The organism is Halomonas sp. AOP13-D3-9 (genome assembly GCF_052379125.1).
Classification (GTDB): domain Bacteria; phylum Pseudomonadota; class Gammaproteobacteria; order Pseudomonadales; family Halomonadaceae; genus Vreelandella.
In genome coordinates this window covers 1-24,866 of sequence record NZ_JBQSYH010000029.1, presented here as the reverse complement: position 1 = coordinate 24,866, position 24,866 = coordinate 1, and the positions used below count along the sequence as shown (strand labels likewise).

Genomic DNA, 24,866 nt, shown 5'->3' with positions numbered 1-24,866 from the left:
CTTGATGGGTGGCATCAGGCCCCCGAATAAATTCGCACCATATTGAGCCCTTTAGCACTGAGTTGGTGCGGATTTCCTGAGTGACAAGCTCAACAACCCGCAGAATCTCTCATTTTTTAAGGTGGCACGATAATTGCTGTTTCTTTAAGTAAGTAAATAGTTACTTAATTCGCTCCATGAAGAGTGTTTTCTGAATGGGCGCAATGGCAAGGATCACACCATGAAAAAGCAATTTAAGAACATGAAGCTGAAGGCTCTCGCTTGTAGTTTCGCGTTGGGCACCTTGGTACACACCGGCATGGCGAGTGCCGATATCCATATCAAGTTCCATCATGATTTGCCTGAAGATAGCGCACAGCACCTAGCTGCTGAGCGCTTCAGGGACATGGTGGCTGAGCGTAGCGGCGGTGAGATTTCAGTAGAAATTTTCCCCAATAACACACTCGGTGATGATGTCGAAGTCACCCAACAGTTGCAGATGGGGGCTGTGGAAGCTGCGATTATTCCGACTGCTAAGCTATCGGGCTTCGTTCCTGCTATGCAGATCGTCGACCTGCCTTTCTTGTTCCCTTCTCCCGAAATCGCCCATACCGTTCTCGATGGGCAGGCCGGTGATGACCTATTGGCGACTGTGGAACAGGTGGGTCTGAAGGGGGTTACTTTCTGGGAGAGTGGTTTCAAGCAATTTACCTGTGACCAACCCGTTAATGGCCCCGAAGATTTCGCAGGCCAAAAGGTTCGTGTGATGCAAAGCCCTATCATCATGGAACAGTTTAAAGCGATGGGCGCTAACCCAGTGCCGATTGCCTTCGGCGAAACTTACAACGCGCTGCAACAACGCATTGTCGACTGCCAGGAAAATCCGTTGGTATCGATTACACAAATGAAATTTTATGAAGTGCAGTCGGATGTGGTCATCAGCAACCACGCTTATCTAGCCTATGCATTTCTGTTTAGCCAGCGTTGGTTCGATAGCTTAAGCCCTGAGAATCAGGCGCTATTGACGGACGCCGCACGTGAAACCACCGCATTCCAGCGCGAAGAAACCGCCCGCCGTGAAACGGGCTACATTGCCACTATCGAAGCCAGTGGCACTAACGTGAGCACACTGGATGATGCACAACTGACGGCTTTCAGAGAGTCGACAGCGTCGGTGCACGATGAGTTTGCCAATGAAATTGGCGCGGATCTAATGGCGGAATTCCAGCAAGCTATTGCTGATGCCGAATAGTAGCGCGTAACCCATTAAAGGGCTGATCGGTGATCCCGATAGCCCTTTCCTTCCCCTTTGTTTTCATCGCTGATGGAGTCCGCTATGCGCATACTTGATCGCCTAATATCGCGTGCCGAGGAGGTTTTGATTGGCCTGCTGATTTTATCTGCCTCTTTTATTCTTTTCGCTAACGTTATTGCACGCTATGTGTTCAACGATGGTTTTTCATGGGCGGAAGAGTTGGTCCGTTACCAAATTGTATGGATGGTGCTGCTTGGCGCGAGTGTCGCTGCGCGGCAAGGGATCCATATTGGCATCGATATTCTGCTCAGGTTTAGCCCTCCACTTTTGGCGAAATGGATTGAGTTGCTCGTTCATGCGGTTTCCATCGCTTTCTGCCTCTTCCTGGTGTTTTACGGTATCCAGTTAACCGAGCAAACCCATCGGTTTGGTCAGGTGAGTTCTGCTCTACAAGCGCCTATGTGGATCGTTCAGTTGGCCATTCCAGTAGGCGCTCTCTTGATGGGCATTCGCTTTACCCAGCATTTCTTCCGGACGTTGCTTGGTCGAGAGCAAGCCTCTGCCCACCTTGATCAAATTGGATAACAACATGGTTATAACATTCCTGGTTCTATTAGCTGTGTTGATGTTAGTGGGAACGCCCATCTTTATTGCGTTGGCAGGTTCTGTCGCGGTGGCGATGGGAAGCTTTAGCCATATTCCGTTGACCATCGTGGCTGAGCGCTTGTTTGCCGGATTGGATAAGTTTCCATTGATGGCCATTCCCTTTTTTATTCTCACCGGTAGTTTGATGAGTGCGGGTGGGTTATCGCAGCGTATTATCCGCTTGGCCAACTTGTTGGTAGGACGCTTTACCGGTGGGATGGGGATGACGGCGGTATCAGCAAGTATGTTTTTTGGTGCTATTTCCGGATCGAGCCCGGCCACGGTGGTGTCGGTGGGCTCATTGCTTTATCCGGCCATGCGCAAGGAGGGATATTCCGGTCAATTTTCGATTGGTGTGCTGGTGTCTGCCGGGTCATTGGGCATTATCATTCCTCCTTCGGTAGTGATGATCGTCTACGCGGCTGTCACCGGGGTATCAGTGGGTGCGCTATTCATGGCAGGGGTCGGCGCCGGTTTATTATACGCCGCCTGTTTGTTGCCTTACTGTTGGTACCGCGCCAAGAAGGATGGTGTCACCCCTATGAAGCCGCCTAGCTGGGGTGAAGTGCTGCTGGGATTCAAAGATGCTTCGTGGGGGTTAGGGGTGCCTCTCGTTGTCTTGGGTGGGATTTACCTGGGTATCTTTACGCCCACTGAAGCCGCCGCTGTATCAGTGATATATGCACTGCTGGTCTCAGCCCTGATTTATCGTGAGAAGAGCTTTGCAGAGTTATTTCAAAGCATGATTGACGCGGCGACCACAACGGCCCAGGTAATGATTATTCTCGCGGCTGCCTCGGTGCTGGCGTGGTTTCTTACCAGTAATGGGTTAGCCGCGATGTTGGCCAACGCTATCCTGTCGTTATCCGACAATCCGTACCATATCTTCCTGCTGATCAATGTGACGGTACTGATTGCCGGCATGTTCCTCGATGCTTCTTCCATTATGGTGATTCTCGCCCCCCTGTTTTACACGGTTGGCATCCGTGTTGGTATTGATCCTGTCCATCTGGGGGCAGTGTTGACGGTGAATGGGGCGATTGGCATGTTTACGCCGCCATTTGGCCTCAACCTGTTTGTGGCGGGCACTATCAGCGGAGTCGATTACGTCCAGGCGGTTCGTGGTGCCTTGCCCTTTATTGGCATTGCGCTGTTTGCCTTGATACTGCTGACCTATATTCCCGCGATCAGTATGTGGCTACCCAATATGGTGTATAGCAGCTAAACAGCCAGAATAAGGATGGTAGCAATGGCTTCTAGTATAACTTCATCAGCGCTGGCGCATTCCCATGAGGGGGTTGTAACCAGTCCACATACTCTGGCAACAGAAGCGGGTCTTGAGGTACTTCGTAAAGGTGGAAATGCGGTTGAGGCTGCGATCACCATGGGGGCCTGTCTGTCAGTGACTTGCCCGCACTTTACCGGTCTTGGCGGCGATGCCTTCATGATCATTGCGGATGCAAACGGTGGTGTGCAAACCCTGTCAGGCATTGGCCAGGCGCCACAGGCTAAGTTGGAACTGTCTGGCCAATTGCCTGCGAGAGGGCCTGGTTCCATGTTAACGACGGCTGCCACGGTCGATACCTGGGGGCAGGCGCATAAGATTTCCCGCCAGAACTGTGGTGGCCAAATGGGCTGGGCAGCGCTCATTGAACCAGCGATACAGCTAGCGAGAGAGGGTTTTCCAGTGACGCCATCGCAGCGCTTCTGGCTTGATTTTCGTCGCGATGACATGGCGATGATGCCCGGCGTGCGAGAGCACTTTATGTCAGGCGGGAAGATTCCCCATGAGGGTGAAAAACTGTACCAGCCACAGCTGGCCGCTTCACTGCAGTCCATTGCGACCCACGGCTACCGTGATTTTTATGAAGGGCAGTTGGGGGCGAAAATCGCCGCTGGGCTGGCAGCGGCGGGGTCTCCCCTCACAGGCGCTGATCTGGCGGCTACCCGAGCACGAATAGAAACGCCGCTGTCGGTGCCCTATCGGGGTGGCGAGCTGCTGGCCCATCGCCCCCCAACCCAAGGCATGACGACACTGGAGATAATGGGTATCCTGGCGCGTTTTGACCTCTCCAGGATCAAAGAAGGCAGCGCCGATTATTACCACCTGCTGGTGGAGGCGGTAAAGCGTGCTTTCCTCGATCGTAATAGCTACCTGGCTGATCCCGACTTCGCGTCGGTACCTTGTGAAAGGTTGCTATCGCCTGCCCATCTTGATGCTGAAGCGGCAAAAGTGGAGGCGGGGAAAGCATTGGATTGGCCTTTTGCTTACCAGCATGGTGATACGGTGTATCTGGCGGCTGCTGATCGTTTCGGTAATGCCGTCTCCATGCTGCAGACGATTTATTACGACTGGGGCAGCGGGGTTAGTGTCGGTGATACGGGGATTTTGTGGCATAACCGTGGTGCCGCGTTCAGTCTTGATCCTGCTCATCCGAATGTGCTTGCCCCCGGAAAGCGCCCTTTCCATACCCTTAACCCGGGGATGTATCGTGTCGGTGGAAAGCCGCGTTTACTTTATGGTACGCAAGGCGCTGATGGACAACCGCAAACCCTCGCTGCCGTGCTGACGCGCTTGATAGACTATGGCATGGATCCGCTCAGTGCGCTGAAAGCACCGCGCTTTCTACTGGGGCGAACCTTTTCCGATGGCCGTGACACGTTAAAACTGGAGCAGGATGCGGGAGAGGCTGTCTTCACTGAATTGACCCGGCGTGGTCATCAGGTGAGCCCGCTACCCGCACAGAGCGCCTTGGCTGGCCACCCGGGCGCGGTCGTGATCGACCCGACGAAAGGCTTTTACGCGGCCCATGACCCCCGCAGCGATGGCATCGCGTTAGGGCTCTAGCACCGATAGGAACAAGGATGTATACATGACAAAAAGCGATACGCCCGATGTAAAAGTGAGTGCCCGCACCCGGGAAAAACCCCGCCGTAATGGTCATGAAACACGCGAGCGCCTGCTTCAAGCGGCGACTCAAGAGTTTTGCGAACGTGGCTACGATGGCGCTCGCATGGAGCGTATCGTGCGTGCAGCCGATTGTAATGTGCGCATGGTGTATCACTATTTCGATGACAAGGAAGGTCTTTACCTGACTGTTCTCGAACGAGTCTATGAGGAGTTGCGCGCCAAGGAGCAGGCACTCAATCTAAGCTATCTCGAGCCCGTTGCAGGTATGCGCGCGCTGGTCGAATTCACCTTCGATCATATGGCCGAGCATCCCGAGTTCACCAGCTTGGTGCGCAATGAGAACTTGCTGGGTGGGCGCATGCTGCGCAAATCGAGCAAAGTCGTCCAGCAAACGACGCCGCTCGTAGGCATGATCAGGGATACCCTAAAGCGAGGGGAGGAGGCAGGGGTATTTCGCTCGGCTGTAGACCCTACCCAGCTCTACATTTCGATTCTTTCGCTATCCATCATTCACATCAATCAACGCGACACGCTATCGATCATCTTCGAGCAGGATCTGGCTGACCCGGATTGGTTGGCTGAGCGGCGTGCCCATGCGGTCGAGGTAATACTTTCCTATCTATGCGTTAAGCCCCAGATGATTAAATGAGCGATAACATAAGCATATGTTCCGCTTGAAGGTTTTTCTTGGCTTGTTGCTAGCTAGGCGTGCAAGAAAAGCCTGTAGCTTGCCCCGGATTGTGATATTGACTACGGGGGCCATCAATTCGACGTAAAAGCACTTTGGTAGCAGGGTAACCGTTTGCCCTCAATGGTTGTGTTAAATGTGAGGCTGGAGGCTTGCTTTGGTAATCACATTAATCAACGTTGATGAGATTTGGATGGGAGCGGTTTGCGAACTGGATGGTGGGACCCTGTTGCTACCGGTTATGGGAGGGTCGGCGCCGGCGGAAAACAGAATCGATATTATTCGCCCGTACGCCCTCTTCGCTTTTCTCGATTATGACAAGACGACCCTAACAAAGCCTCTGAATCCGGCCAGGAAGGAGGCAAGGATAGCCGCAGTGGGGGGCGGAATAGCTAATGTTTGAATACCCGATGTTTTGAATGTATTCGAGAATGCTCCGGAGCGCTGCCATCAATCACTGTTGGCAGCGCTCTTTTTGGTTATTCCTGCCGACTGAGAATGCAGCAAAGGCGAAGATGATCTGAATGATATTTATAAATAAATAACGATCTTTTCATAGTGATTTGGAAGAAGAGAATAGCAGGCTTCAACACATAAATTATGTCAAGCGACCCTTTACAGGGTCGAGAATGTCTACTTTGATTAAGTAAGACGGCGCTTGATTTTATAAAGGCATTGTTAGTGGGTTTGCCAAGCGCTCTTGATAGCAGTAAACCACGAACAACGGAGGTACTTGGTTTGGCTACCGATAAAGCATCTCGGGGTGTGGGCGGTTGGTTTCTGCTCGTGTTCGCCATCATTCTGGTTATCCTCGGCCTGATTCTTGCAGCCGGGGGGCTCTGGCTGGTGACGCTGGGAGGCTCCTGGTATTACCTCATTGCCGGGCTGGGGCTGATCATTTCGGGTGGCCTAATGGCCAGAGATTCGCTCACGGGAGTCTGGGTCTATTTCCTGGTCCTGTTAGGCACGCTGATTTGGGCTTTATGGGAGGTTGGCTTGTCGCCATGGGAGCTGCTGCCCCGGGTATTCGGTTACATCGTCCTGGGTGTCATCGTCTTGGCGCTCCTGCCCACTCTCAAACGCCGCCAAGCCACAATATGAGGAGCGCTGCCATGTTCACGTCACTGCGAGTGCTGGCCTATGCCGTCAGCCTGTCACTGGCGACGCATGCCGTTGCCCAGAATACCGAGGGTGAAACCGAAGGCCCAGAGGAGCCCACCTCAAGCGAGGCCCAGACACCGACCTTCTCGGCGACACCGCAGCCCAGCGATGACCCAGCGCCCGGCGATTGGCCCGCCTGGGGACGAGAGAGCGGCGCCTCACGTCATTCGCCGCTGGATGAAATCACGCCCGACAATGTCAGCCATTTGGAGGTTGCCTGGACCTATCGAACTGGCGATATGCCGGAAGAAGGGGAGGGCAAATACGCGCCTGAAACTACACCGCTCAAGGTTGGTGACAATCTGTATCTCTGCTCGGCCATGAACATCATGGTCTCCCTCGATGCACGGACCGGCGAGGAGCAGTGGCGCCATGATCCCCAGGTCGATCCAGGTGCCATTCCCTATAGCGCCAGCTGCCGCGGTGTGACCTATTACGAAGTCCCGGATGCCGCAGATGACGAGCTCTGTGCAACCCGCATCATCGAGGGGACGTTGGACGCCCGATTGATTGCCGTCGATGCGCAAACGGGCGAGCTGTGCCAGGAGTTTGGTGACGGCGGTACGGTAGATCTATGGGCAGGCATCGGCGAGAAGGTTCCCGGTTGGTACTCCGTCACCGCGCCACCGGTCGTCGTCCAGGGCGTCCTGGTGACCGGTGCCCAGGTCAAGGACGGACAAGCGGAGGATGCGCCATCCGGCGTGATTCGCGGCTATGATGCCGTTACCGGCGAATTGGAGTGGGCCTGGGATATGGGCAAGCCCAATCTGGATGGGCTGCCACCCGAGGGCGAGACCTATACCCGAGGCACACCCAACATGTGGACCACTGCTTCCTCCGATGAGGCGTTGGGTTACGTCTACCTGCCGATGGGCAACTCATCGGTCGACTACTGGGGCGGAAACCGCAGCGAGGAAGAAAACGAATTCTCGACTTCCCTCGTCGCCCTGGATGTCAATACTGGAGAGCCGGCCTGGCACTTCCAGACCGTCCATTACGATGTCTGGGACTATGATCTCGGTTCGCAACCGACCCTGGTCGATTTCCCACGAGATGACGGCAGCACGGTGCCGGCGATTATTCTGCCCTCCAAACAGGGCGACATTTACGTGCTCAACCGTGAAACCGGCGAATCGCTATTCCCTGTGGAAGAGGTCGAGGCGCCTACCGGTGGAGTCGAGCCCGATAACCTTTCCACGACACAGCCTAGCTCAGGCTATCACTCCCTCGCTTTTCCGAATCTAGAAGAGAAGGACATGTGGGGGATGACGCCCATCGACCAGTTGTGGTGTCGTATTCAATTCCGCCGAGCCTCCTATAAAGGCATGTACACGCCGCCGACCGTGGATCAGCGCTTCATTCAGTACCCCGGCTACAATGGCGGCAACGACTGGGGCAGTGCAGCGGTAGACGCAGAGCGCGGCATCATCATTGCTAATTACAATGACATTCCCAACTTCAACCGTCTCATCCCCCGTGAAGAAGCCGAGGAACGTAATCTTCGACCCATCTATGCAGGAGGTGACAACACCGATAGCGAGACTCAGGGGGCCGCTGAAGGTGCCGGCGATCCGCAAGTGGGTTCTCCTTATGCAATCGACGTCAATGCCGGCTGGCGAGCTCCGGTCACCGGCATGCCATGTACCGCGCCTCCCTATGGTGGCATTCGGGCCATTGATCTGGCGACCGGGGAAACGCTCTGGGACGAGCCATTGGGCACGGCACGCAAGAATGGCCCCTTCGGCATACCTTCATATATGCCTTTCAAGATCGGCACACCCAACAACGGTGGTCCTCTGTTGACGGCCAGCGGTCTGATATTCATCGCTGCCGCCACCGACGATCTGATTCGTGCCATCGACACGGAAACCGGTGAGGTGCTTTGGAAAGATGTGCTGCCGGCCGGTGGGCAGGCCAACCCCATAACCTATGAGGCGGATGGTCGCCAATACGTAGTCATCGGGGCCGGCGGGCATCACTTCATGGAAACACCGATAGGCGATTATGTAATTGCCTACGCGCTACCGGAAGACGGGAACTAAGATCGCTGTCTTGGCTGAGCCAGTATTCGACTGGCTCAGCTATAAGACTGGGAGGCTCATTCGCTAGGCTGCAGGGTTGTACGACTCACTCGCTCGCCAGTATGCCGAGCTGGCTGTAACAGCCAGCACTAACAGAAGGCGTGAATAAGAAGCGGGCGACCTACGTCGATAAAACGTCAGGCCTAGGCTTTCGCTGCCTGTTCAAGCTGCCCACCGAGTTTTTCCACATAGCCTTGCATGGTTTCCTCGCCTAAATCGACCGCCTTTGCCCCGCCCCCAGCCACCAACGTTACGTCACTAATGCCGATCACGTTGAGTATTAGGCGAAGGTACTGGGAGGCGATATCGCGATCCTGAATGGGGTAGCCTTCGGTATAGACTCCGCCTGATGCAATCAGTACCGTTGCCTTCCTGCCCGTCACAAGTTGTGCGGATGCAGGCGGTGGTAGCCCCTGGGCATCCGCTGGCTAAGCTCGGACGAACAGCAACGCCAATCGATCTGGAGCCCCATGTTCAGCTCGTTCTGTCCGACCCCATTGATCCCGGCGGTGCAAACTTTGGGGTTTCAAGTGCGAGATGTTGGCGCTTTGTGGATCTGGCTCGACGTCTTGACTTTTTGCTTGGCGGTTTCGGGTGGTGCCGTATGCCTGAACATCTTGTAGCCGAGCTGATATCTGCGGGAAGCCTGGTTCCGCTTCATATTGAGAACGATCCAACGCCTGATGAAGGGCTAACGATTTATGCCGCGCATGCGCGCAATCAACCCCTCGGGAAGGCTGGCCAGTGGTTGCTGGATGACCTCAGGCGGCGTTTGCACTCTTAATACAATCCTTTAAGGGGCAACGGTTAATGGCATGGGATATTGAGATTTTAAGCTGTATAAATGAACAGTTTTTATGCTAAGGTTTACTTAATCTCTAATGATAAGCGCGCTTGAGTATTTGCTCTGGTATGCAAAGGTGAATGTTGCTGCATTAAGTGATGCTTGCTTTAGGGATGCATAAGACTTGATGTAAACCTGGAGGCAACACTGATGAATAACCAGCAAATACAGATATTCACCACCGAAGATGGGCAAGCACACCTAGAGGTGACGCTGGAGCAGGAGACCGTTTGGTTGAGCCAAGCGCAGATGGGGAGCTTGTTCGCTACCACATCCGAAAACGTTCTCATGCACTTGCAGAATATTTTTAAAGACGAGGAACTGGGTGAGCAGGCAACTACTAAGGATTTCTTAGTAGTTCGCCAAGAGGGCAAGCGACAGGTTCGACGTCGCATAAAGCACTACAATCTGGATGCGATTATTTCGGTGGGTTATCGGGTCAGTTCAAAGCGGGCTACCCAGTTCCGTAAGTGGGCTACTCAGGTGCTAAAAGACCACTTAGTTCAAGGCTATACTCTGAATCAGCGACGCTTATCCGAGCGTGGTATAGAGTTCGAACAGGCGTTAACACTGCTCAGCCGAACCTTGACCAATCAAGGCTTGGTATCCTCGGAAGGCGAGGCCGTAGCGCGTGTGATTAGCGATTACGCACGTTCCTGGAGCTTGCTGCAGGGCTACGATGAGCAGCAATTAACCGAGCTAAGTATTAAGCAGCCTGGTATGCACTCGCTGGAATTGGAAGAAGCCTTGAGAGCCATTGGTGAGTTAAAGCAAACCTTAATCGCCAAAGGCGAGGCAACCGAGCTGTTTGGGCAGGTGCGGGGCGACGGTTTGACATCAGCCTTGGCCACTATTGAGCAGGGCTTTGGCGATGAACTGTTTTACCCCAATGTGGCCACCCGATCTGCGCACCTGCTTTATTTTGTGATCAAGAATCACCCTCTTGCCGATGGAAATAAGCGTTGTGGTTCGTTTCTGTTTCTATGGTACCTGCGCCGCAACGCAGCCCTACTGGACCGGCCCGTGGAGCAACTGATCAACGACAATACGCTTGTAGCATTAGCGCTGTTAGTGGCTGAAAGCTTGCCTGATCAGAAAACGTTAATGATACGGTTGATTGAGCATTTTATACTGCTGAAGGAAGATTGATTTTGGCAGTTGATGTGTTTAGAGCCGCCCCCGAAGTGACCTCTGAAGTGAGAAAAGGCTATCTGTGATGAACATTGATCTTTACCAAGTAGATGCGTTTGCCTCTAAGCCCTTTGAAGGCAATCCCGCGGCGGTTTGCCCGCTGGAAGCGTGGCTGGATGATGCGCTGTTACAGGCCATTGCCACGGAAAATAACCTGTCTGAAACGGCCTTTTTTGTGCCCACTGAATCCGGCTATCACCTGCGCTGGTTTACCCCTTCAGTGGAAGTGGATTTGTGTGGCCATGCCACGCTGGCGGCGGCGTGGGTAATTTCTAATGCGCTAGGCGATAGCGCAGTAACCCTGCAATTCCAAACTCGCAGTGGGCAGTTATCAGTAAAGCGTGAGGGCGATGAGCTGGCGATGGACTTTCCCGCAAAAACGCTAGAACCCTTGGCAATGCACGCTGAGGTAGCGGCGGCGTTTGGCGGCATCGACATTGAGGAACTGCTGATCTCTGACGATATCGTGGTGGTGGTTAAGGATGCGCGATTGATTGAGGCATTAGCGCCGGATATGCAACAGCTTAAACAGCTGCCGGGGCGGGGTGTGGTAGTCACCGCTAAAGGCGATGAGGTGGACATTGTTTCCCGCTGGTTTGGCCCCAAAGTGGGCGTAGAAGAAGACCCGGTGACAGGCTCGGCCCATACGTCGCTTGCACCTTATTGGGCGATACGCTTAGGCAAGCAAACGCTAACCGCAAGCCAGGGCGGTGCCCGTAAAGGCGCGCTTGGCTGCACCGTGGAAGGCGAGCGCGTGATTATCAAAGGCCGCGTGGCGCCTTATCTGAAAGGGGTTATCACCTTGCCGAAGAGTAACTGAAAAAGCTAGGTATGTTGGGGCAGTTATTCCTTTTGGCGGCTAGCCGATTGGACGAAGGCCGTCGGGGATTGACCGAGTACTTTGCGAAACATGCTGGAGAAAGCGGCTGGGCTGTCGTAGCCCAGTTCCAGCGCGGTTCGAGTAACGGAACTGCCGGCCAGCAGTCTGGGAATTGCCGCCATCAGGCAGGCCTGCTGGCGCCATACGCCAAAGGAGAGTCCAGTCTGCTGACGGAACAGGCGATTGAAGGTGCGCTGACTGCAATGTAACTGCCGCGCCCACTCCTCCGGAAGAGTGTGAATGCTTGGATGGACAAGAAACTCTCTGCACAGGCGGGCGAGTAGAAGATCTTGGGGCAGGGGCGCAAATAGAGGCAAGGCCTGAGCCTGTTCCAGTTCGTATAGGAGTAGTTTAGCCAGGGCACCGTCGCGGCCGTTTTCGTTATAGAGCGCGGGGATGTGGACGGAAGCCAGCAGTAAGTGATGCAGGAGAGGCATCACGACCAGCACCTCGCAGTTGGGCGAAGCGCGTGGTGAAACGTAGGGCTCGATATACAGGCTTCGTGTGCTAACCCCGTTCATACGCACCTGGTGGCGCTTGCCCGCAGGCAGCCAGACGCCGCTGAACGGGGGCACCATCCAGGTGCCGTCATCCGTGTCGACTTCCATAAGACCTGTCATCCCATACAGAAACTGGGCGCGGCGATGAGTATGAAAGTCGAGCAGTGTGCCAGGGCGGTAGTCAGTGCCGATGGCTACCAGGGGCCGTGCTACATCGTCTACGTCTGACAGGGGTGTATTGAGCATTGGCGTCAACTTGGCCGAAACACAATGATTATTGTCCAAATGGCGAATGTCGGCCAGCCCTCACCGGAATATTGTTTCTCCTATTGAGTTCATTAGGAGAGAGCCGGTGTATAGCGTATTGCTAATTTGTGGCGGGTTGGCCGGAGTGACCACCGTGTTGTTCGGTTTCGGTGGTGGGTTTGTGGTGGTTCCTCTGCTGTATACCTTACTGATTTCTGTTCATGGGCCGGATAGTGGTATCAGTCAGGCGGCCATGCATATCGCGGTGGCCACCTCGACGGCGCTGATGGTATTTGCAGCTTCCCTTTCGACATGGCGCCACCACCAACGGCAGACCGTGCAATGGCATCTGGTGCGTCCACTGGTCGGCTATATCGCAATGGGTGCTGTGCTCGGTGCTGCAGCCGCGGTGTCGTTAAGTGGCGAGTGGGTGCGCTGGGCGTTTATCGGCTATCTGGGTATTACGATTGCGGATGCCGTTCTGCGGCCCGGTTTTCTGCATCAGGCGGAGAGTGATGTGCTTCCTATGGGTCGTGGGGTAACGGCGATGACGGGGACATTGATTGGTGCGATGGCCGCCTTGCTGGGCGTTGGCGGTAGTGTAATGACCGTACCGCTGATGCGCCGGAGAGGCGCAAGTATGACGGCAGCCACTGCCATGGCCAATCCGTTGTCGTTGCCGATGGCGGTAAGTGGCACCGCAACGTATGTGTTGCTGTCAGCAAGTAATACCGCTTTGGGGACTTGGTATGCGGGCTATGTGGATCTGCGCGCGTTGCTGGTGTTAGCGATAGGCTCATGGCTCGGTATCCGCCTGGCGTCGATATGGATCGGACGCATCCCTGATCGTATTCATGCCAGGGTGTACCTGTTACTGCTGTCGTTGGTGCTAGCGGTGATGGTTTTTGTGCGTTGAAGCGCCCGCTTTTACTTGACAGAATCACGACAATGTTTTGCTGTGTAAATGAACAGCGTTTATGGTTATGTTTACTTAGCCTCTGATGACGGGCGCGCTTGAGCCTCTCCTTTGTTGTAAGAGGCCGGTGGGCCGCCTGTTTGATCAGGCCAAATCCGCATGAAGTGACGAAGGGCCTATTAATAATGAAGAGCAGGCGGCCTTCAAGCAGGCAGCTCAGTATATCCTCGGCCTGTCAGAAGAGCATTTGTCTGAGATGATTCGAAGGGGCCAGTTTGCGGAGGTGAAAGATAATGACTAAGGAATACCGTAGTGAGGCGATGGCCGCGATCCATGAAACTATGGAAGCGTTGCATGAGGTGGGCGCGGTCAATAAGAAGACGATGCGCACTTTTGATGATACTTGCCTGACAAATGCACAATCGATCCCACCTGAAGCGATCCGGGCACTTCGTGAGCGTGAGCACCTTTCTCAGCCTGTTTTTGCCCGTTATCTCAACGTCAGCAAGAATTTGGTTTCTGATTGGGAGCGAGGCGTAAAACGGCCTGGTGGGCCCGCGCTGCGCCTTCTCGCGATAATAGAAAAAAACGGTATTCAGGCTATCGCTTAACGCCATTTTTATGTGCTTGAAGGCAATATATCTCAGCGTGAAAGGTTTAGATAAAGCGTAGCGAAACTAAAAGGACAGTTCATTTGAGCGGCCCTTTTTTGATATATCACTGACTTACCCAATACGTAGGGCATACGCCTGCGAAGAATTTTACCCCCACAGCTCCGCTAGTGAACCACCTACCGGAGAATCCTCGGGTAAGGCCACGGCAGCCACTCGTTCTTGTGCCGCCGCAAGCTGTGCGGGGTCACCGCGCTCTATTTCCGGCTTTTGGCCGGGTGGATAGGCGCCTACCATGCAGAAATCGTCGTCTGCCTCCAGGCTGGCATGCCCAACCCCCGCTGGCAGCACCAGCACATCGCCTGGGTAAAGCATCAGCTCCTGGCCGTTTGGGCCACCCAGTCGCGCTTTGGCTTGGCCTTGAAAAATGCCTAGCGCCTCGTGGGCGGTGGAGTGAAAGTGGTCGAAGTCATACAGGTGGTAGCGCCACGCTGGCGGCCAGCCGTGGCGTTTGAATATGCTTTCAAAGGCATCGGCTCGCTCCTCTGCATTGCTGATGTCGAGAACTTGGCGATAAATCAGTACGGGCAGTGGGGAGTTGGGATAGCCGGTCACTTCATCGCTATCTAGGTGGAGCCGTTCTGGCTGGGGGGTAGACATCCTTGCCTCCTCGTTCCTCGTTGGGTGTGCTGTCAGTTGGGTTTTAAAATCGGTTTTAAGCATGTTTTTAGAATAGTTTTTAATGCAAAACCGAGCAAACCGATAACAAACTGGTGAGGTGTTTAGTCGATTCCCGCCCAACAGGCTACCCCTTCATTCTCTATTGGATTGCCTTGATGGCATCAGTCGGTATCATATCGTGGGTGTTGTCTATCATTACGCCTTTTTACCGTGAGCTTCTATGACCCAATCTAAAACGCCCTTCATTGTGGTACTGAGCCTGGCAATGACCATGATGCTGGGCCCGTTTTCCATGGATACGTATCTGCCGGCCTTTCCGGTCATCGGCGAATCGCTGGGGATTTCTCAGCAAGCGGTATCGTTGAGTGTTTCGGTGTATGTCTTTGCGTTGGCGTTGGGTCAGTTGATCGGCGGTGCGCTTTCGGATCGCTTCGGCCGCCAGCGGGTGCTGATGAGCGGACTGGCGATTTTTGCGCTCTCAAGCCTTGTCATTGGTATGGCGGATTCCTTGAACACCCTGCTCAGCGGGCGGGCAATTCAAGCCATTGGCGCTGGCTTGACCCTGGTCTCGGTACCGGCGTTAGTGCGCGACCGGGTGGCGGGCCGCGACGCTGCGAAACTGTTCTCCATGATGGGCTTTATCATGGTGTTGGCGCCGGGCATTGCCCCGAGTGTAGGTAGCGCGATTCTGTTGTTGGGCTCCTGGCACACTATCTTCTTCGCCTTGGCGGTATACGCGCTGCTGCTGGTACCGCTGTTGGTGCGGGTGCTGTTTACCGGCACGGGCAAGGTGTCGCGAGCGAAAAGCCCTCAAATGAGCCTGCTGGCGCGCTACAAACTGGTGCTGTCGACAAAGCCTGCTCTGCCGTTCATCGTTTGGCAGGCTGCCTCTTTTTCCACCCTGATGATGTTTATCACCTACGCCTCACTGATCTATCAGGGGCACTTCGGCCAGTCGCCCTCGAGCTTTTCGTTGTTGTTTGCGGCGAACATCGTTGCGATGCTGATATTCAATATTCTCAATCGTGTGCTACTTTCCAGGCTGCCGTCGCTGCGTATTCTGCAGTTGGCGACCGGGTGTCAGGCAGTCGGCATACTCTTGCTGTTGATGGCTGCCTTTATGGAGTGGCCGCTGTACGCCTTCCTGCCTGCCATGATGCTGACCATCGGTGCAGTGGGGGCGATCTCACCGAATATTCAGGCCTGCTTTTTGGAATTCTTTCCCACCAGCAGTGGAACGGCCGCAGCGCTGCTGGGCGCAGCCCAGTTCGGCATCGCTGGGATTCTGAGCGCATTGTCTGCCTTGCTGCCGCATACGCTTGAAGCGATTATCCTGGCCATGGCTGCCTGTGGTTCGGTGGCGTATCTAATGCTTGTCCGCTCAATCATCAAGGGGCGCGCCGCTGTCGAGGCACGCTGAGTCAGGCCTCCCATGCCGCCCAAGCGGTATCATCATCGGCTTGCCGGTAACGGGGTCTTCGATAACCCGGCTCTCAAGGCCAAATACGTCGCGCACCATCTGTTCGGTCAGAATTGTTTCCGGCGGGCCTACCGCGTAAACCTTGCCATTGGCCATGGCGACCAGCCGGTCGGCGTAGCGGGCGGCCAGGTTGAGTTCGTGGAGCACCATCACGATGGTGGTGCCGCGTTCCCGGTTGAGATCGGTAAGAAGATCAAGCACCTCAACCTGGTGGTTGATATCCAGAAAAGTGGTGGGCTCATCAAGCAGTAGCACGTCGGTTTGCTGGGCAAGGGCCATGGCGATCCAGGCGCGCTGGCGCTGCCCGCCGGAGAGTTCTTCCACCGCGCACTCGGCCAGTTCGGTCATATGCGTGGCGGCCAGCGCCTCGGCGACGGCTGCTTCGTCGGCGCTGCTCCAGCGTTTGAACATTCCTTGATGCGGGTGACGGCCACGGCTGACCAGTTCAAGTACGCTAATGCCTTCCGGCGCGATGGGCGATTGGGGAAGAAAGCCCAATTGTTGCGCCAGGCGTCGGGTATTGAGTCGGTGAATGGCGTTACCGTCGAGCAACACCTCACCTTGCTCCGGGGCGAGCAGCCGCGAAAGCACGCGCAGCAGTGTCGATTTTCCGCAGGCATTGGCGCCTACGATGGCGGTGGTATGGCCCGCTGACACTGTCAGGCTGACGTCATTGAGTACCGTACGCTCCCCGTAGCCTGCCACCAGGCTCTGGGCGAGTAGTGAGGAAGCGCTCATAGGGAGCCTCTGCTTTTGTTGTCGCGGATAATCAGATAAATCAGATAGGGAGCCCCCAGTACGCCGGTCACGATCCCCACTGGGTAGCGGGCGGGCAGTAGGAATTGTCCGGCATAATCACCCAGTAAAACGAGCAGGGCGCCCACCAGCGCTGAGGGAATGAGCAGCGAGCCGTTACGCCCCATCAGCCGTGATGCAATGGGGCCGGAAAGAAATGCCACGAAAGCGATGGGGCCGGAAACCGCTGTGGCAAATGCCACCAGCGCGACCGCGGAGATAACAATGGTCATGCGCGTGGCGGCTAACCGCACGCCCAATCCCGCTGCAATGTCATCACCCATGCGCAGGGTTTCCAGGTCGCGGCGACGGCTTAACAGCAGCCCGCCAAACAGGATAAGGGCGACCAACAGCGGCAGCGCCTGATCCAACTGAACGCCGTTGACGCTGCCGGTGATCCAGCGCAGAGCCTCTTGCAGCGTCCAGCTGGGGGCGCGCATAAGCAGATAGGCGGTCACGCTTTGCAGCATCGCAGCCAGGCCGATGCCGATCAGAATCAGCCGCCCGCCGGTGACCCCCTGGCGCCAGGAGAGCGCATAGATCAGCAGGGCGACGCCCAGCCCTGAGCCAATGGCCGCCAGTGAAACCGCCGGGCCGCTTAGCGAGAGCACCACAATGGCGAATACTGCGCCGGTACTGGCGCCAGTGCTAATGCCAATGATGTCCGGGCTTGCCAGCGGGTTGCGCAGCAGGGTTTGAAAGGCGATGCCGCCCAGGCCAAAGCAGGCGCCCACCAGTATTGATACCACCGCCCTGGGCAGGCGCAGCTCGCGCACGGTGAAGCCAACGCCCGGTACCTCAGCACCGCCCAGTACGCGTAGCACCGTGGAAAGCGGCGTGAAGGATTGCCCCAACATGAGCGTTAACACCACGCCCGCGAGCAGGCAGGCGGCCAGGAGCGTGATGATGCGAGCACGGCGCTTGGCGCTCGCCCGGCGAACGTGGCTAAAGTGACTGATCGCGTTGAGGGGCGGCTGGTTCATAGCGAACCTACCTTGCGATTGCGCACAATCCAGATAAACACCGGCGCGCCGATAAAGGCCGTCACGATGCCCACGTCCAGCTCGGATGGGTGGGCTACTAGCCGCCCGGCAACGTCAGAAAATGTCAGCAGTGCCGCGCCGCCCAGGGCGGAGAAGGGCAGCAGCCAGCGATAGTCGCCACCCACCAGCAGACGGCAGGCATGGGGCACCACCAGACCAACAAAGCCAATCGGGCCGCACACGGCAGTGATCGGCCCGCATAGCAGGACTGCACCCACCGCCGACATGGCCCTGGCCACGGCCACTTTTTCACCCAGCCCGGCGGCGGTATCGTCCCCCAGCGCGAGCAGGTTGAGCTTACGGGCTGCTAATAGCGTGATAACAAAGCCGACAAGCAGAAAGGGCAGTACGGGAAGGATTTGATCATAGGTGGCGCCGCCGACGCCGCCCACCAGCCAGGATTGCACCAGCCCGGCGATATCGCCGCGGGGGAGGATGACAGCGGTAACCAGCGAGCTTAGCGCTGCGGTGGTGGCAGCACCTGCAAGTGCCAGCCTAAGCGGCGTGGCTCCGCCCCGCGCCAGGCTGGCAATCGCGTAAACCGTGACGGCGGTGAGTCCGGCCCCAACAATGGCTGTCCAGATATAGTGGGTCGTCTCGTCGATGCCGAACCAGGCAATGCCAACCACCACCGCCAGCGCCGCCCCAGCGTTGACGCCTAAAAGGCCGGGGTCAGCCAGCGGGTTGCGGGTCAGGCCCTGCATGACGCCGCCGGAAATGCCAAGTGCTGCACCGGCGAGAATGGCTAGCAGGGTACGCGGCAGGCGGCTGGCCACGGCGGCGTCGCCAATGGTTTCAACCTGCCCACTCAGCGCGGCGGCTATTTCCGGCCAACCCACCTCGCGGGCGCCAAACGCGACAGAGAGCATTAACGCAAGGATCAGCAAAACCAACAGTAGTAAGCCGCCAGCAAAACGCGTAGCCAATGTTTTACGTGGTTTGCTGGGCCTAAGTTCAGCTGCGGTAACGCTATTACTCTGACTTACGTGCGGCTTCGGAGAGCAGGTCTGCATAATCGTCCAGCAACCATGAAATCGACATGGGGGTAGGGTTGGCTGCCGTGCCTAGCGGGCTATTGCCGAGCAGGACAATGGCGCCGTTTTCTACCACCGGCAGGCGGGAAGTGAGCGGGTGGGCAGAAAGCTGATCAATGAGCGGCTGGCCGCCGTAGGTGACGAGAATATCCACATCGTTGAGTTCATCGATCAGTTCAGAACTTATCTCACCAGCAAATTTACCAGGGGTTGAGTTCTGTTTGACGACCTCCGGTGAGACTAACCCTAGATCGTGAAAAAAGCCTACCCGCGCGTCGTTGTCGGTATAGAACGCAATGCGCCCCAGGTTGGTGGGATCAAGGTGGGTGACGAACATCGCCGTCTTGCCCGCAAGGTCAGGGTGGTTGGCAGCGGTGTCGGCAATCTTCGCTTCAAGCTGTTCAATAAGCGCCTGACCCTCTTCGGCCATGCCCAGGCCTGTACTGTTAATCCGGATCATATCCCGCCAGCCGGTTGCCCAGGGGCCTTCGGTGTAGGCGACCACCGGGGCAATCTGGCTCAAGGTGTCATAGTCGGACTGGCTAAGCCCTGAGTAGGCGGCAAGAATCACGTCGGGCTGACGTGCAGCGACGGCTTCAAAATCGATGCCGTCGCCTTCATCGAACAGGGCAGGAGGTACCGCCTCAAGTTCTTCAAGGCGGGCCTCCACCCAGGGCAGTAGCCCATTGCCATTGTCGTCGCCAAAGTTGGCGGCGGCAAAGCCCACCGGCACCACGCCAAGCGCCAGCGGCACTTCGTGATTGGCCCAGGCCACGGTGGCGACCCGCTCGGGCTTTTCGGGTAGCACGGTGGTGCCCAGTGCGTGCTCGATCTCAAGGGGATATTGCTGGGCGCCGACCGGTGCCGCGCTAAGGCTGCACGCAGCGATAAGCGCCACGCAAACGCCCAGACTTCTATGGAACAGTGCCATAGCCTTCTCCAAAAGCTTAAGACGTAAATAACGGATAATTCTCACCGCGTGGTTAGCACGCAGTGTTTAGATAGATGACGGGTAGTCCGGGTGGTGCATGGCGTCACTGTGTATTGCAATTATTACCAAAAGTTCAACTAAATGATTGTGATTGACATTATCACTCTTGACTCGGGGATGCTAGCTTCGGATACTCTTCCGGCCTTTTAAAAGAGAACCACAAGGCGCGAGGGTAGGTTTATTCATTTCAAGGGATCTTCAACATGACTGATAGCAGTAGCACAGTCCGGCGCAACGCAAGTCGGTTACGGTGGCAGCAGACCACTACCTCCATCCTGTGCGGCACCACGCTGGTGACTATTCCCATGCTCGGGAACGCACAGGAAACCGGCGAAGGCAGTGACGATAATGAGGGCTATCGGCTTGCTCCTATTATCGTCAACGCCACGGCCTACGCCGATGATGATGCCAACTCGATAGTAGCCCAGGAGCTGTGGGTGGGTGGCAAGGTTGCCACCAGTCTTCTCGATACGCCCGCCTCCGTATCGGTCATCACTGAGAAAGAGATCGAACAGCGCAACGCCTCGACCACCGAGGAAGTCCTGCAATATACCCCCGGGATTCTCACCGATTATTACGGCACCGATGACCGTAACGACTATTTCAAAATCCGCGGATTTCAGGCCACCACTTACCGTGACGGGCTGACGCTAGGCTCAATGCGCGGTGTTCGCGAGGAGCCCTACGCCTACGAACGCGTTGAGGTTCTGCGTGGGGCTAACTCCACATTGTTCGGCCCGGCGGATCCAGGTGGCTCGGTCAACTTTGTAAGCAAACGGCCAAGGTTTGAACGCTTTGGCGAAGGCTATCTCTCCTACGGTTCATTCGACGCCAAAGAAGCCGGTGTTGATGTGGGTGACACGCTGAACGCTGACGAGACCGTGGCCTACCGTTTCACCGGCACTATTCGGGACAGCGATCGGGAATACGATCACTCCAAAGACAACAATGGTTTCTTGATGGGCGGTCTGGCCTGGGAGCCAACGGCGTACACTTCAGCAAGCGTTATTTTCGACTACCTGAAGCGTGACGACACGCCCAATAGCGGTGGTTACCCACTTGATCGGGAGTACGATCGCAGCGACTTCTTTGGTGAGCCTGGTTTCAACTATCATGATGTCGAGCGTACCAGCCTCACCGGGCAGCTTACCCATGATTTCAACAACGGGCTGACGTTGCGCGGTAATCTACGCTACAGCGATCTGACCGATGACTTCGGTTACGTTTATATCACTGACTCTGCGGCGCGAGTAGGCAGCGTGGTGGATCGAGACTATTTTGGTACCGACAACGAAGCCCAGGAGCTGATCGGTAACGCTATCCTGCAGTACGACGCGCGCTTCGACCGGGTCGATAGCAGTACGTTGGTGGGGGTCGAGTATCGCGATGCCTCAACCGAAGACAGTTCGTTTTACGGGGATGCGACCTCAATTGATATCGCAAATCCCGTCTTTAGCGGGGCACCGAGTAGCCTCAACGTCTATAGCAGCAACAAGCAGGACTTCACTACCGAGTCGGTTTTCCTGACCCAGAATTTGTCCTTCTATGACCGATTCATTGTGACAGCGGGTGTGCGTAACGACTCGATGGATGTCTCCAGCACCAATATGGATGGCGTTCGCGATTCCGATGACTTCTCTGAGACCTCACTTCGCGGTGCGCTGACCTATCGCGTCACCGATGAAATTTCGACCTATATCAGCATGGTAGAGTCGGTCGCACCGCCCACGATTGGCGTCGATCCCGAACGGGGAGAACAGTACGAAATTGGCGCAAAATATGCCCCCTTTGGCACTAATGCGCTGTTCTCGGCGGCCATCTACGACCTGACCCGGGATGATGTGACTATCTCGGTGGTTCAGGATAATGGCGTTATCGAGCGGGAAACCGTGGGTGAGTCCCGCGTACGGGGTCTTGATCTGGAGGCCAAGGCTGAGTTGACCGATAGCTTTAGCGTGGCCGGTGGTTACTCCTATATGGAGTCGGAAGTGGTACGCGACAGTAACGCAGCCAGAGAGGGTAACGAGTTCACCGCAGCACCTAAACATACGGCGTCGCTGTGGGGCTACTATACCTTGCCTAGCCAGGATATGAGTGTTGGTCTCGGTGCCCGTTACATCGGCTCCTACTACTTTGATGCCGCCAATACGTCCAAGAGCAGTGCAGCAACGCTGTTTGACGCAGCCTTCAGCTACCAGCTCACCAAAGATGCTGACCTAGCCGTTAATGTCAGTAACTTGCTCGACGAGCAGCACGTGGTCGGCTCAAGCACGGCTGATTACTATAATCCGGGGCGTGAAATCAGCGCTAAAGTGAGCTATCGCTGGTGATGTCATATCGCCACGATAGCTGATGGATTTGGCTATCAAGGCAGCAAACGCAAACCCCCGCTTTTAAACGGGGGGTTTTGCGCTTTACGCCTCTTCAATCCCATCTACGATAAACACCCGGTAATCGGCACCTTGAAAACGGTGCTTGCGAGCTTCCTGGTAGGCGGGGCTTTCATACCAGGCGCGGGCGGCAGCCATATCCGGGAAGCGCAGAATCACGGCCCCTTCCATGGCGCTGCCCTCGAGTACTTCAAAATCACCGTAGAAGGCGAGCGGTTGCGGATCGTGGCCTTCGCGAGCGGCTTTCGCCTTCTCGCCGTAGTGCTCCATTTCCTTGGCGTCGTGGGTGTGTTCTCGGGTCATTACGACATAAGCGGGCATTAAATTCTCCTGATGTCATCGTTTAGCAGTCAGCTAGAGCATATCACCGCCGATCAGCGGAGCCTCATTAGAAAGCCTGTTATTCAGCTTTAATGAGTATCTTGGCAGTGAGAGGCAGGTTATATGTCAGGCTCTGACCCAATCACGATTTCATGTTCCCGCCGCTCATTCTCCAGTGTTGCCAAGGCAATTTGGTAACAATCTTCGATATGGCGGCTGCCCATGTACTTCATCGCGCTGAAGCTAATACCACCAGCGACGGCGCTACCGACAAAAGGAACGAACTTAGCAACACCTTTGGACGCTACTTTGACGCCCATCTTGCTTAAAAGCATGACGATAAGTTTTTTCGTGATGTATTTACCGGCCATTTTGCTGCCGGTATTCGAGATGGCCGTCATCACAAAGAGCTTGGATTCTGTATCCAGGCTTTCGATTTGTTCAGGCGTTAAACCAAATTTCTGGTTAATTCTGGGAATTAGCCGCATCAATATGGCAACGTCTGAGCCTACATCCACCCCTGGAATGGGTATAACCGCCGCGCCCGCAGAGAGGCTTGAACTCTTGGTGACCATCGAATGGCACGATTTTCTAATCGCTTCGAGTTCTTCTATTGATTCAATCATGATGAGATCCTTTTCATTTGCTATCTGATTGATCCAGCGGTCACCTACACCACTGCCGGATTCTCTCAATCCTTTAGATACTAGTATTACTGAACGTACATTGACGTCGTTGGCGAGGGGTTGGTCGTCAGGCCGTTAGCGACGGAGCTAAACGAACAGGACATCGTTATGGGTCTGCTTTTAATCCAACCACTGCCAGGGCGGTGCGTCCAGCCACCCCTGGCCCAGGATAGTCGTCTCGCCAAACGCTTTATCCAGCGCAATAGAGTGGCAGGCCTCATCTTGTTCCAGTGTTGCTACCAAGCGTGGGGCGTGGGAGACCACCCAAACTTGGGTGTCCCGCGATGCACGGATTATTAGGCGGCCCAGGGCGGGTAGCAAATCTGGGTGGAGACTGGTTTCTGGCTCATTTAATACCAGCAGGGAAGGCGGCCTGGGGGTGAGCAACGCCGCCACTAACAGCAGATAGCGCAGTGTACCGTCGGATAATTCCGACTGGTTTAAAGGGCGTAATAATCCTTCCTGCAGAAACTGCAGCACAAAACGGTTACCCGCGTCGGCCTCAAAATTGATGGTGCTCCCTGGAAAGGCGTCTTCAATTGCTGCATACAGTGCCTCACGATCACCGATTTCGTGAATGGTTCTTAAGGCGGCCACTAGGTCACGGCCGTCGTGATCCAGCACTGGCGTGCGGGTGCCGATTTGCGGTGTACGAATGATGGATTGCGGATCGGTTCGGAACTGATCGTAGAAGCGCCAGTGGCGGATTGTTTGTCGAACCGCATGGACTTCAGGCACGGCAACCGGGTCACTGATTTCATTCAGAATGCTTTCGTAGCTATTGAGGTGGGCGTTGTAAACCTCCCACTTTCGACCAGAACGAACTTTGACCACGGGGCCAACGCGGTCGATAAGGCAACTGCTGGGTCGGCAAACATCGCCTGCCCAAATGCATTCACGCTTTATCTCGGGGTCGAACTGAAACATGGACGGATCCCCGTAGCCCGCAAACCCCTGAGGCGCAGGCATCCCCAATGAAATGGCGTAACCAAAGTCCTCTCCGACGAACCCCAGCCTAAGGCGGGTATTGCTTTTTTTGGCGGCGCCCTCAATGGGGGCAGATCCGTCTCTCATGCTGTTGGTGAGTTTTTCCGGGCCAGCCCAGAAGGTGTAATCAAGTCCACCTTCCTGAGCAATTGAAGCGATCAGGTTGCCTTTGGCGGTGTCTGCCAGTAACCGTAGCGATTTGTACAGATTGGATTTGCCACACCCGTTGGGCCCGGTCACTACATTGAGACCGGACAGGGGCGAAACAACGTTTTTCAGACTGCGGTAGTTGGAAACGGCAAAAGCGTTGATCATAAGCTCTAGGTGGTTGAGGGCGAGCCGCTTCGAGCAGCATGGAAATGCCAGTTTAGCGTTGAGTACACCCGGCATGGAAACGGTAGCGGCGACCACTATTGTCCGCGAGGGAATCGACGGTGGCTCATCAATAAGGTTGCGTATCGAATCGATGGCGCGCCTAACCTGCAGATGTTTGCCTTCTTCCCGTACGAGTTTTCTGAAGAGAGTGTTTTTACGGGGTCACTTCTTCACA

At 55.5% G+C, this 24,866-nt stretch carries 23 protein-coding genes; 13 read left to right on the top strand and 10 right to left on the bottom strand.

The annotated features are described in order from the left end of the window. Positions 1-220 precede the first annotated feature (220 nt). The 6 genes from ACT3UM_RS23305 (at position 221) to ACT3UM_RS23280 (ending at position 8,681) form a co-directional block, all read left to right on the top strand. On the top strand, positions 221-1,231 hold the full coding sequence (locus ACT3UM_RS23305) for a TRAP transporter substrate-binding protein (RefSeq protein ID WP_498902391.1): 1,011 nt from the start codon (positions 221-223) through the stop codon (positions 1,229-1,231). An 84-nt stretch (positions 1,232-1,315) separates the two neighbouring features. Beyond that, the gene (locus ACT3UM_RS23300; protein ID WP_498902390.1) at positions 1,316-1,819 is read left to right on the top strand and encodes a TRAP transporter small permease; all 504 of its coding nucleotides are present in this window, start codon (positions 1,316-1,318) and stop codon (positions 1,817-1,819) included. Positions 1,820-1,823: 4 nt separating this feature from the next. Next, entirely contained in the window at positions 1,824-3,104 is a 1,281-nt protein-coding gene (locus ACT3UM_RS23295) for a TRAP transporter large permease (protein WP_498902389.1), read from the top strand. Between the two features lie 24 nt (positions 3,105-3,128). Continuing rightward, complete coding sequence (ggt, locus tag ACT3UM_RS23290; protein WP_498902388.1) at positions 3,129-4,727, top strand: gamma-glutamyltransferase; 1,599 nt, start codon at positions 3,129-3,131, stop codon at positions 4,725-4,727. Positions 4,728-4,752: 25 nt separating this feature from the next. Beyond that, positions 4,753-5,439, top strand: a complete 687-nt coding sequence (locus ACT3UM_RS23285) for a TetR/AcrR family transcriptional regulator (protein ID WP_498902387.1) — start codon at positions 4,753-4,755, stop codon at positions 5,437-5,439. Positions 5,440-6,251: 812 nt separating this feature from the next. After that, positions 6,252-8,681 carry a pyrroloquinoline quinone-dependent dehydrogenase gene (locus ACT3UM_RS23280; RefSeq protein WP_498902386.1) on the top strand — a complete coding sequence of 810 codons (2,430 nt, stop codon included), beginning with the start codon at positions 6,252-6,254 and terminating at the stop codon, positions 8,679-8,681. Between the two features lie 182 nt (positions 8,682-8,863). On the opposite strand, the gene ACT3UM_RS23275 is transcribed toward ACT3UM_RS23280, so the two are convergent. Then, positions 8,864-9,103: an NAD(P)H-dependent oxidoreductase gene (locus ACT3UM_RS23275; RefSeq protein WP_498902385.1), complete on the bottom strand. Its 240-nt coding sequence runs from the start codon at positions 9,101-9,103 to the stop codon at positions 8,864-8,866. Positions 9,104-9,114: 11 nt separating this feature from the next. On the opposite strand from ACT3UM_RS23275, the gene ACT3UM_RS23270 reads away from it, so the two are divergent. The 3 genes from ACT3UM_RS23270 (at position 9,115) to ACT3UM_RS23260 (ending at position 11,575) form a co-directional block, all read left to right on the top strand. Next, positions 9,115-9,504 (top strand): LysR substrate-binding domain-containing protein, encoded by a 390-nt coding sequence (locus tag ACT3UM_RS23270; protein ID WP_498902384.1) that lies wholly within the window; start codon positions 9,115-9,117, stop codon positions 9,502-9,504. 210 nt (positions 9,505-9,714) lie between these two features. Then, a complete protein-coding gene (locus ACT3UM_RS23265) occupies positions 9,715-10,713 on the top strand; it encodes a virulence RhuM family protein/type II toxin-antitoxin system death-on-curing family toxin (protein ID WP_498902383.1) in 999 nt (332 codons plus the stop codon). Positions 10,714-10,780: 67 nt separating this feature from the next. After that, complete coding sequence (locus tag ACT3UM_RS23260) at positions 10,781-11,575, top strand: PhzF family phenazine biosynthesis protein (RefSeq protein WP_498902382.1); 795 nt, start codon at positions 10,781-10,783, stop codon at positions 11,573-11,575. A gap of 23 nt (positions 11,576-11,598) precedes the next feature. On the opposite strand, the gene ACT3UM_RS23255 is transcribed toward ACT3UM_RS23260, so the two are convergent. Further along, positions 11,599-12,381 (bottom strand): AraC family transcriptional regulator, encoded by a 783-nt coding sequence (locus ACT3UM_RS23255; RefSeq protein ID WP_498902381.1) that lies wholly within the window; start codon positions 12,379-12,381, stop codon positions 11,599-11,601. 106 nt (positions 12,382-12,487) lie between these two features. On the opposite strand from ACT3UM_RS23255, the gene ACT3UM_RS23250 reads away from it, so the two are divergent. Next, positions 12,488-13,297: a sulfite exporter TauE/SafE family protein gene (locus ACT3UM_RS23250; protein WP_498902380.1), complete on the top strand. Its 810-nt coding sequence runs from the start codon at positions 12,488-12,490 to the stop codon at positions 13,295-13,297. A 293-nt stretch (positions 13,298-13,590) separates the two neighbouring features. Next, entirely contained in the window at positions 13,591-13,908 is a 318-nt protein-coding gene (locus tag ACT3UM_RS23245; protein ID WP_498902379.1) for a helix-turn-helix domain-containing protein, read from the top strand. Between the two features lie 150 nt (positions 13,909-14,058). On the opposite strand, the gene ACT3UM_RS23240 is transcribed toward ACT3UM_RS23245, so the two are convergent. Continuing rightward, entirely contained in the window at positions 14,059-14,568 is a 510-nt protein-coding gene (locus ACT3UM_RS23240) for a cupin (protein ID WP_498902378.1), read from the bottom strand. A gap of 241 nt (positions 14,569-14,809) precedes the next feature. Between ACT3UM_RS23240 and ACT3UM_RS23235 the strand changes: the two genes are divergently transcribed. Next, positions 14,810-16,009 (top strand): Bcr/CflA family efflux MFS transporter, encoded by a 1,200-nt coding sequence (locus ACT3UM_RS23235; protein WP_498902377.1) that lies wholly within the window; start codon positions 14,810-14,812, stop codon positions 16,007-16,009. Here the strand turns inward: ACT3UM_RS23235 and ACT3UM_RS23230 are convergent. The 4 genes from ACT3UM_RS23230 to ACT3UM_RS23215 are packed head-to-tail and all read right to left on the bottom strand — an operon-like array spanning position 15,971 to position 19,872. Further along, complete coding sequence (locus ACT3UM_RS23230; RefSeq protein ID WP_498902376.1) at positions 15,971-16,807, bottom strand: ABC transporter ATP-binding protein; 837 nt, start codon at positions 16,805-16,807, stop codon at positions 15,971-15,973. The two genes, ACT3UM_RS23235 and ACT3UM_RS23230, sit on opposite strands and share 39 nt — an antisense overlap. Further along, the gene (locus tag ACT3UM_RS23225) at positions 16,804-17,847 is read right to left on the bottom strand and encodes a FecCD family ABC transporter permease (RefSeq protein ID WP_498902375.1); all 1,044 of its coding nucleotides are present in this window, start codon (positions 17,845-17,847) and stop codon (positions 16,804-16,806) included. Before ACT3UM_RS23225 ends, ACT3UM_RS23230 begins: the two co-directional genes overlap by 4 nt. After that, on the bottom strand, positions 17,844-18,833 hold the full coding sequence (locus ACT3UM_RS23220; RefSeq protein WP_498902374.1) for a FecCD family ABC transporter permease: 990 nt from the start codon (positions 18,831-18,833) through the stop codon (positions 17,844-17,846). The genes ACT3UM_RS23225 and ACT3UM_RS23220 overlap by 4 nt, the downstream gene beginning before the upstream one ends. A 46-nt stretch (positions 18,834-18,879) precedes the next feature. Next, positions 18,880-19,872, bottom strand: a complete 993-nt coding sequence (locus ACT3UM_RS23215) for an iron-siderophore ABC transporter substrate-binding protein (RefSeq protein ID WP_498902373.1) — start codon at positions 19,870-19,872, stop codon at positions 18,880-18,882. Between the two features lie 263 nt (positions 19,873-20,135). Between ACT3UM_RS23215 and ACT3UM_RS23210 the strand changes: the two genes are divergently transcribed. Further along, positions 20,136-22,262, top strand: coding sequence for a TonB-dependent siderophore receptor (locus tag ACT3UM_RS23210; protein WP_498902372.1), 2,127 nt, complete (start codon positions 20,136-20,138; stop codon positions 22,260-22,262). Positions 22,263-22,346: 84 nt separating this feature from the next. Here the strand turns inward: ACT3UM_RS23210 and ACT3UM_RS23205 are convergent, their stop codons facing one another. From ACT3UM_RS23205 to ACT3UM_RS23195, 3 genes are all read right to left on the bottom strand, one after another. Then, the gene (locus ACT3UM_RS23205; protein ID WP_498902371.1) at positions 22,347-22,643 is read right to left on the bottom strand and encodes a DUF1330 domain-containing protein; all 297 of its coding nucleotides are present in this window, start codon (positions 22,641-22,643) and stop codon (positions 22,347-22,349) included. Positions 22,644-22,762: 119 nt separating this feature from the next. Further along, positions 22,763-23,269 (bottom strand): hypothetical protein, encoded by a 507-nt coding sequence (locus ACT3UM_RS23200; protein ID WP_498902370.1) that lies wholly within the window; start codon positions 23,267-23,269, stop codon positions 22,763-22,765. Between the two features lie 180 nt (positions 23,270-23,449). After that, positions 23,450-24,631 carry an AAA family ATPase gene (locus tag ACT3UM_RS23195; protein ID WP_498902369.1) on the bottom strand — a complete coding sequence of 394 codons (1,182 nt, stop codon included), beginning with the start codon at positions 24,629-24,631 and terminating at the stop codon, positions 23,450-23,452. Positions 24,632-24,866 lie beyond the last annotated feature (235 nt).

Excerpts from the sequence above, each read along its gene's own strand:
- ACT3UM_RS23285 (WP_498902387.1), top strand. The coding sequence starts at position 4,753 with ATGACAAAAAGCGATACGCCCGATGTAAAAGTGAGTGCCCGCACCCGG.
- ACT3UM_RS23300 (WP_498902390.1), top strand. The coding sequence starts at position 1,316 with ATGCGCATACTTGATCGCCTAATATCGCGTGCCGAGGAGGTTTTGATT.
- ACT3UM_RS23240 (WP_498902378.1), bottom strand. The coding sequence starts at position 14,568 with ATGTCTACCCCCCAGCCAGAACGGCTCCACCTAGATAGCGATGAAGTG.
- ACT3UM_RS23210 (WP_498902372.1), top strand. The coding sequence starts at position 20,136 with ATGACTGATAGCAGTAGCACAGTCCGGCGCAACGCAAGTCGGTTACGG.
- ACT3UM_RS23205 (WP_498902371.1), bottom strand. The coding sequence starts at position 22,643 with ATGCCCGCTTATGTCGTAATGACCCGAGAACACACCCACGACGCCAAG.
- ACT3UM_RS23225 (WP_498902375.1), bottom strand. The coding sequence starts at position 17,847 with ATGAACCAGCCGCCCCTCAACGCGATCAGTCACTTTAGCCACGTTCGC.
- ACT3UM_RS23235 (WP_498902377.1), top strand. The coding sequence starts at position 14,810 with ATGACCCAATCTAAAACGCCCTTCATTGTGGTACTGAGCCTGGCAATG.
- ACT3UM_RS23195 (WP_498902369.1), bottom strand. The coding sequence starts at position 24,631 with ATGATCAACGCTTTTGCCGTTTCCAACTACCGCAGTCTGAAAAACGTT.
- ACT3UM_RS23265 (WP_498902383.1), top strand. The coding sequence starts at position 9,715 with ATGAATAACCAGCAAATACAGATATTCACCACCGAAGATGGGCAAGCA.
- ACT3UM_RS23270 (WP_498902384.1), top strand. The coding sequence starts at position 9,115 with ATGCAGGCGGTGGTAGCCCCTGGGCATCCGCTGGCTAAGCTCGGACGA.
- ACT3UM_RS23230 (WP_498902376.1), bottom strand. The coding sequence starts at position 16,807 with ATGAGCGCTTCCTCACTACTCGCCCAGAGCCTGGTGGCAGGCTACGGG.
- ACT3UM_RS23200 (WP_498902370.1), bottom strand. The coding sequence starts at position 23,269 with ATGATTGAATCAATAGAAGAACTCGAAGCGATTAGAAAATCGTGCCAT.
- ACT3UM_RS23255 (WP_498902381.1), bottom strand. The coding sequence starts at position 12,381 with ATGCTCAATACACCCCTGTCAGACGTAGACGATGTAGCACGGCCCCTG.
- ggt (WP_498902388.1), top strand. The coding sequence starts at position 3,129 with ATGGCTTCTAGTATAACTTCATCAGCGCTGGCGCATTCCCATGAGGGG.
- ACT3UM_RS23245 (WP_498902379.1), top strand. The coding sequence starts at position 13,591 with ATGACTAAGGAATACCGTAGTGAGGCGATGGCCGCGATCCATGAAACT.
- ACT3UM_RS23305 (WP_498902391.1), top strand. The coding sequence starts at position 221 with ATGAAAAAGCAATTTAAGAACATGAAGCTGAAGGCTCTCGCTTGTAGT.
- ACT3UM_RS23215 (WP_498902373.1), bottom strand. The coding sequence starts at position 19,872 with ATGGCACTGTTCCATAGAAGTCTGGGCGTTTGCGTGGCGCTTATCGCT.
- ACT3UM_RS23295 (WP_498902389.1), top strand. The coding sequence starts at position 1,824 with ATGGTTATAACATTCCTGGTTCTATTAGCTGTGTTGATGTTAGTGGGA.
- ACT3UM_RS23260 (WP_498902382.1), top strand. The coding sequence starts at position 10,781 with ATGAACATTGATCTTTACCAAGTAGATGCGTTTGCCTCTAAGCCCTTT.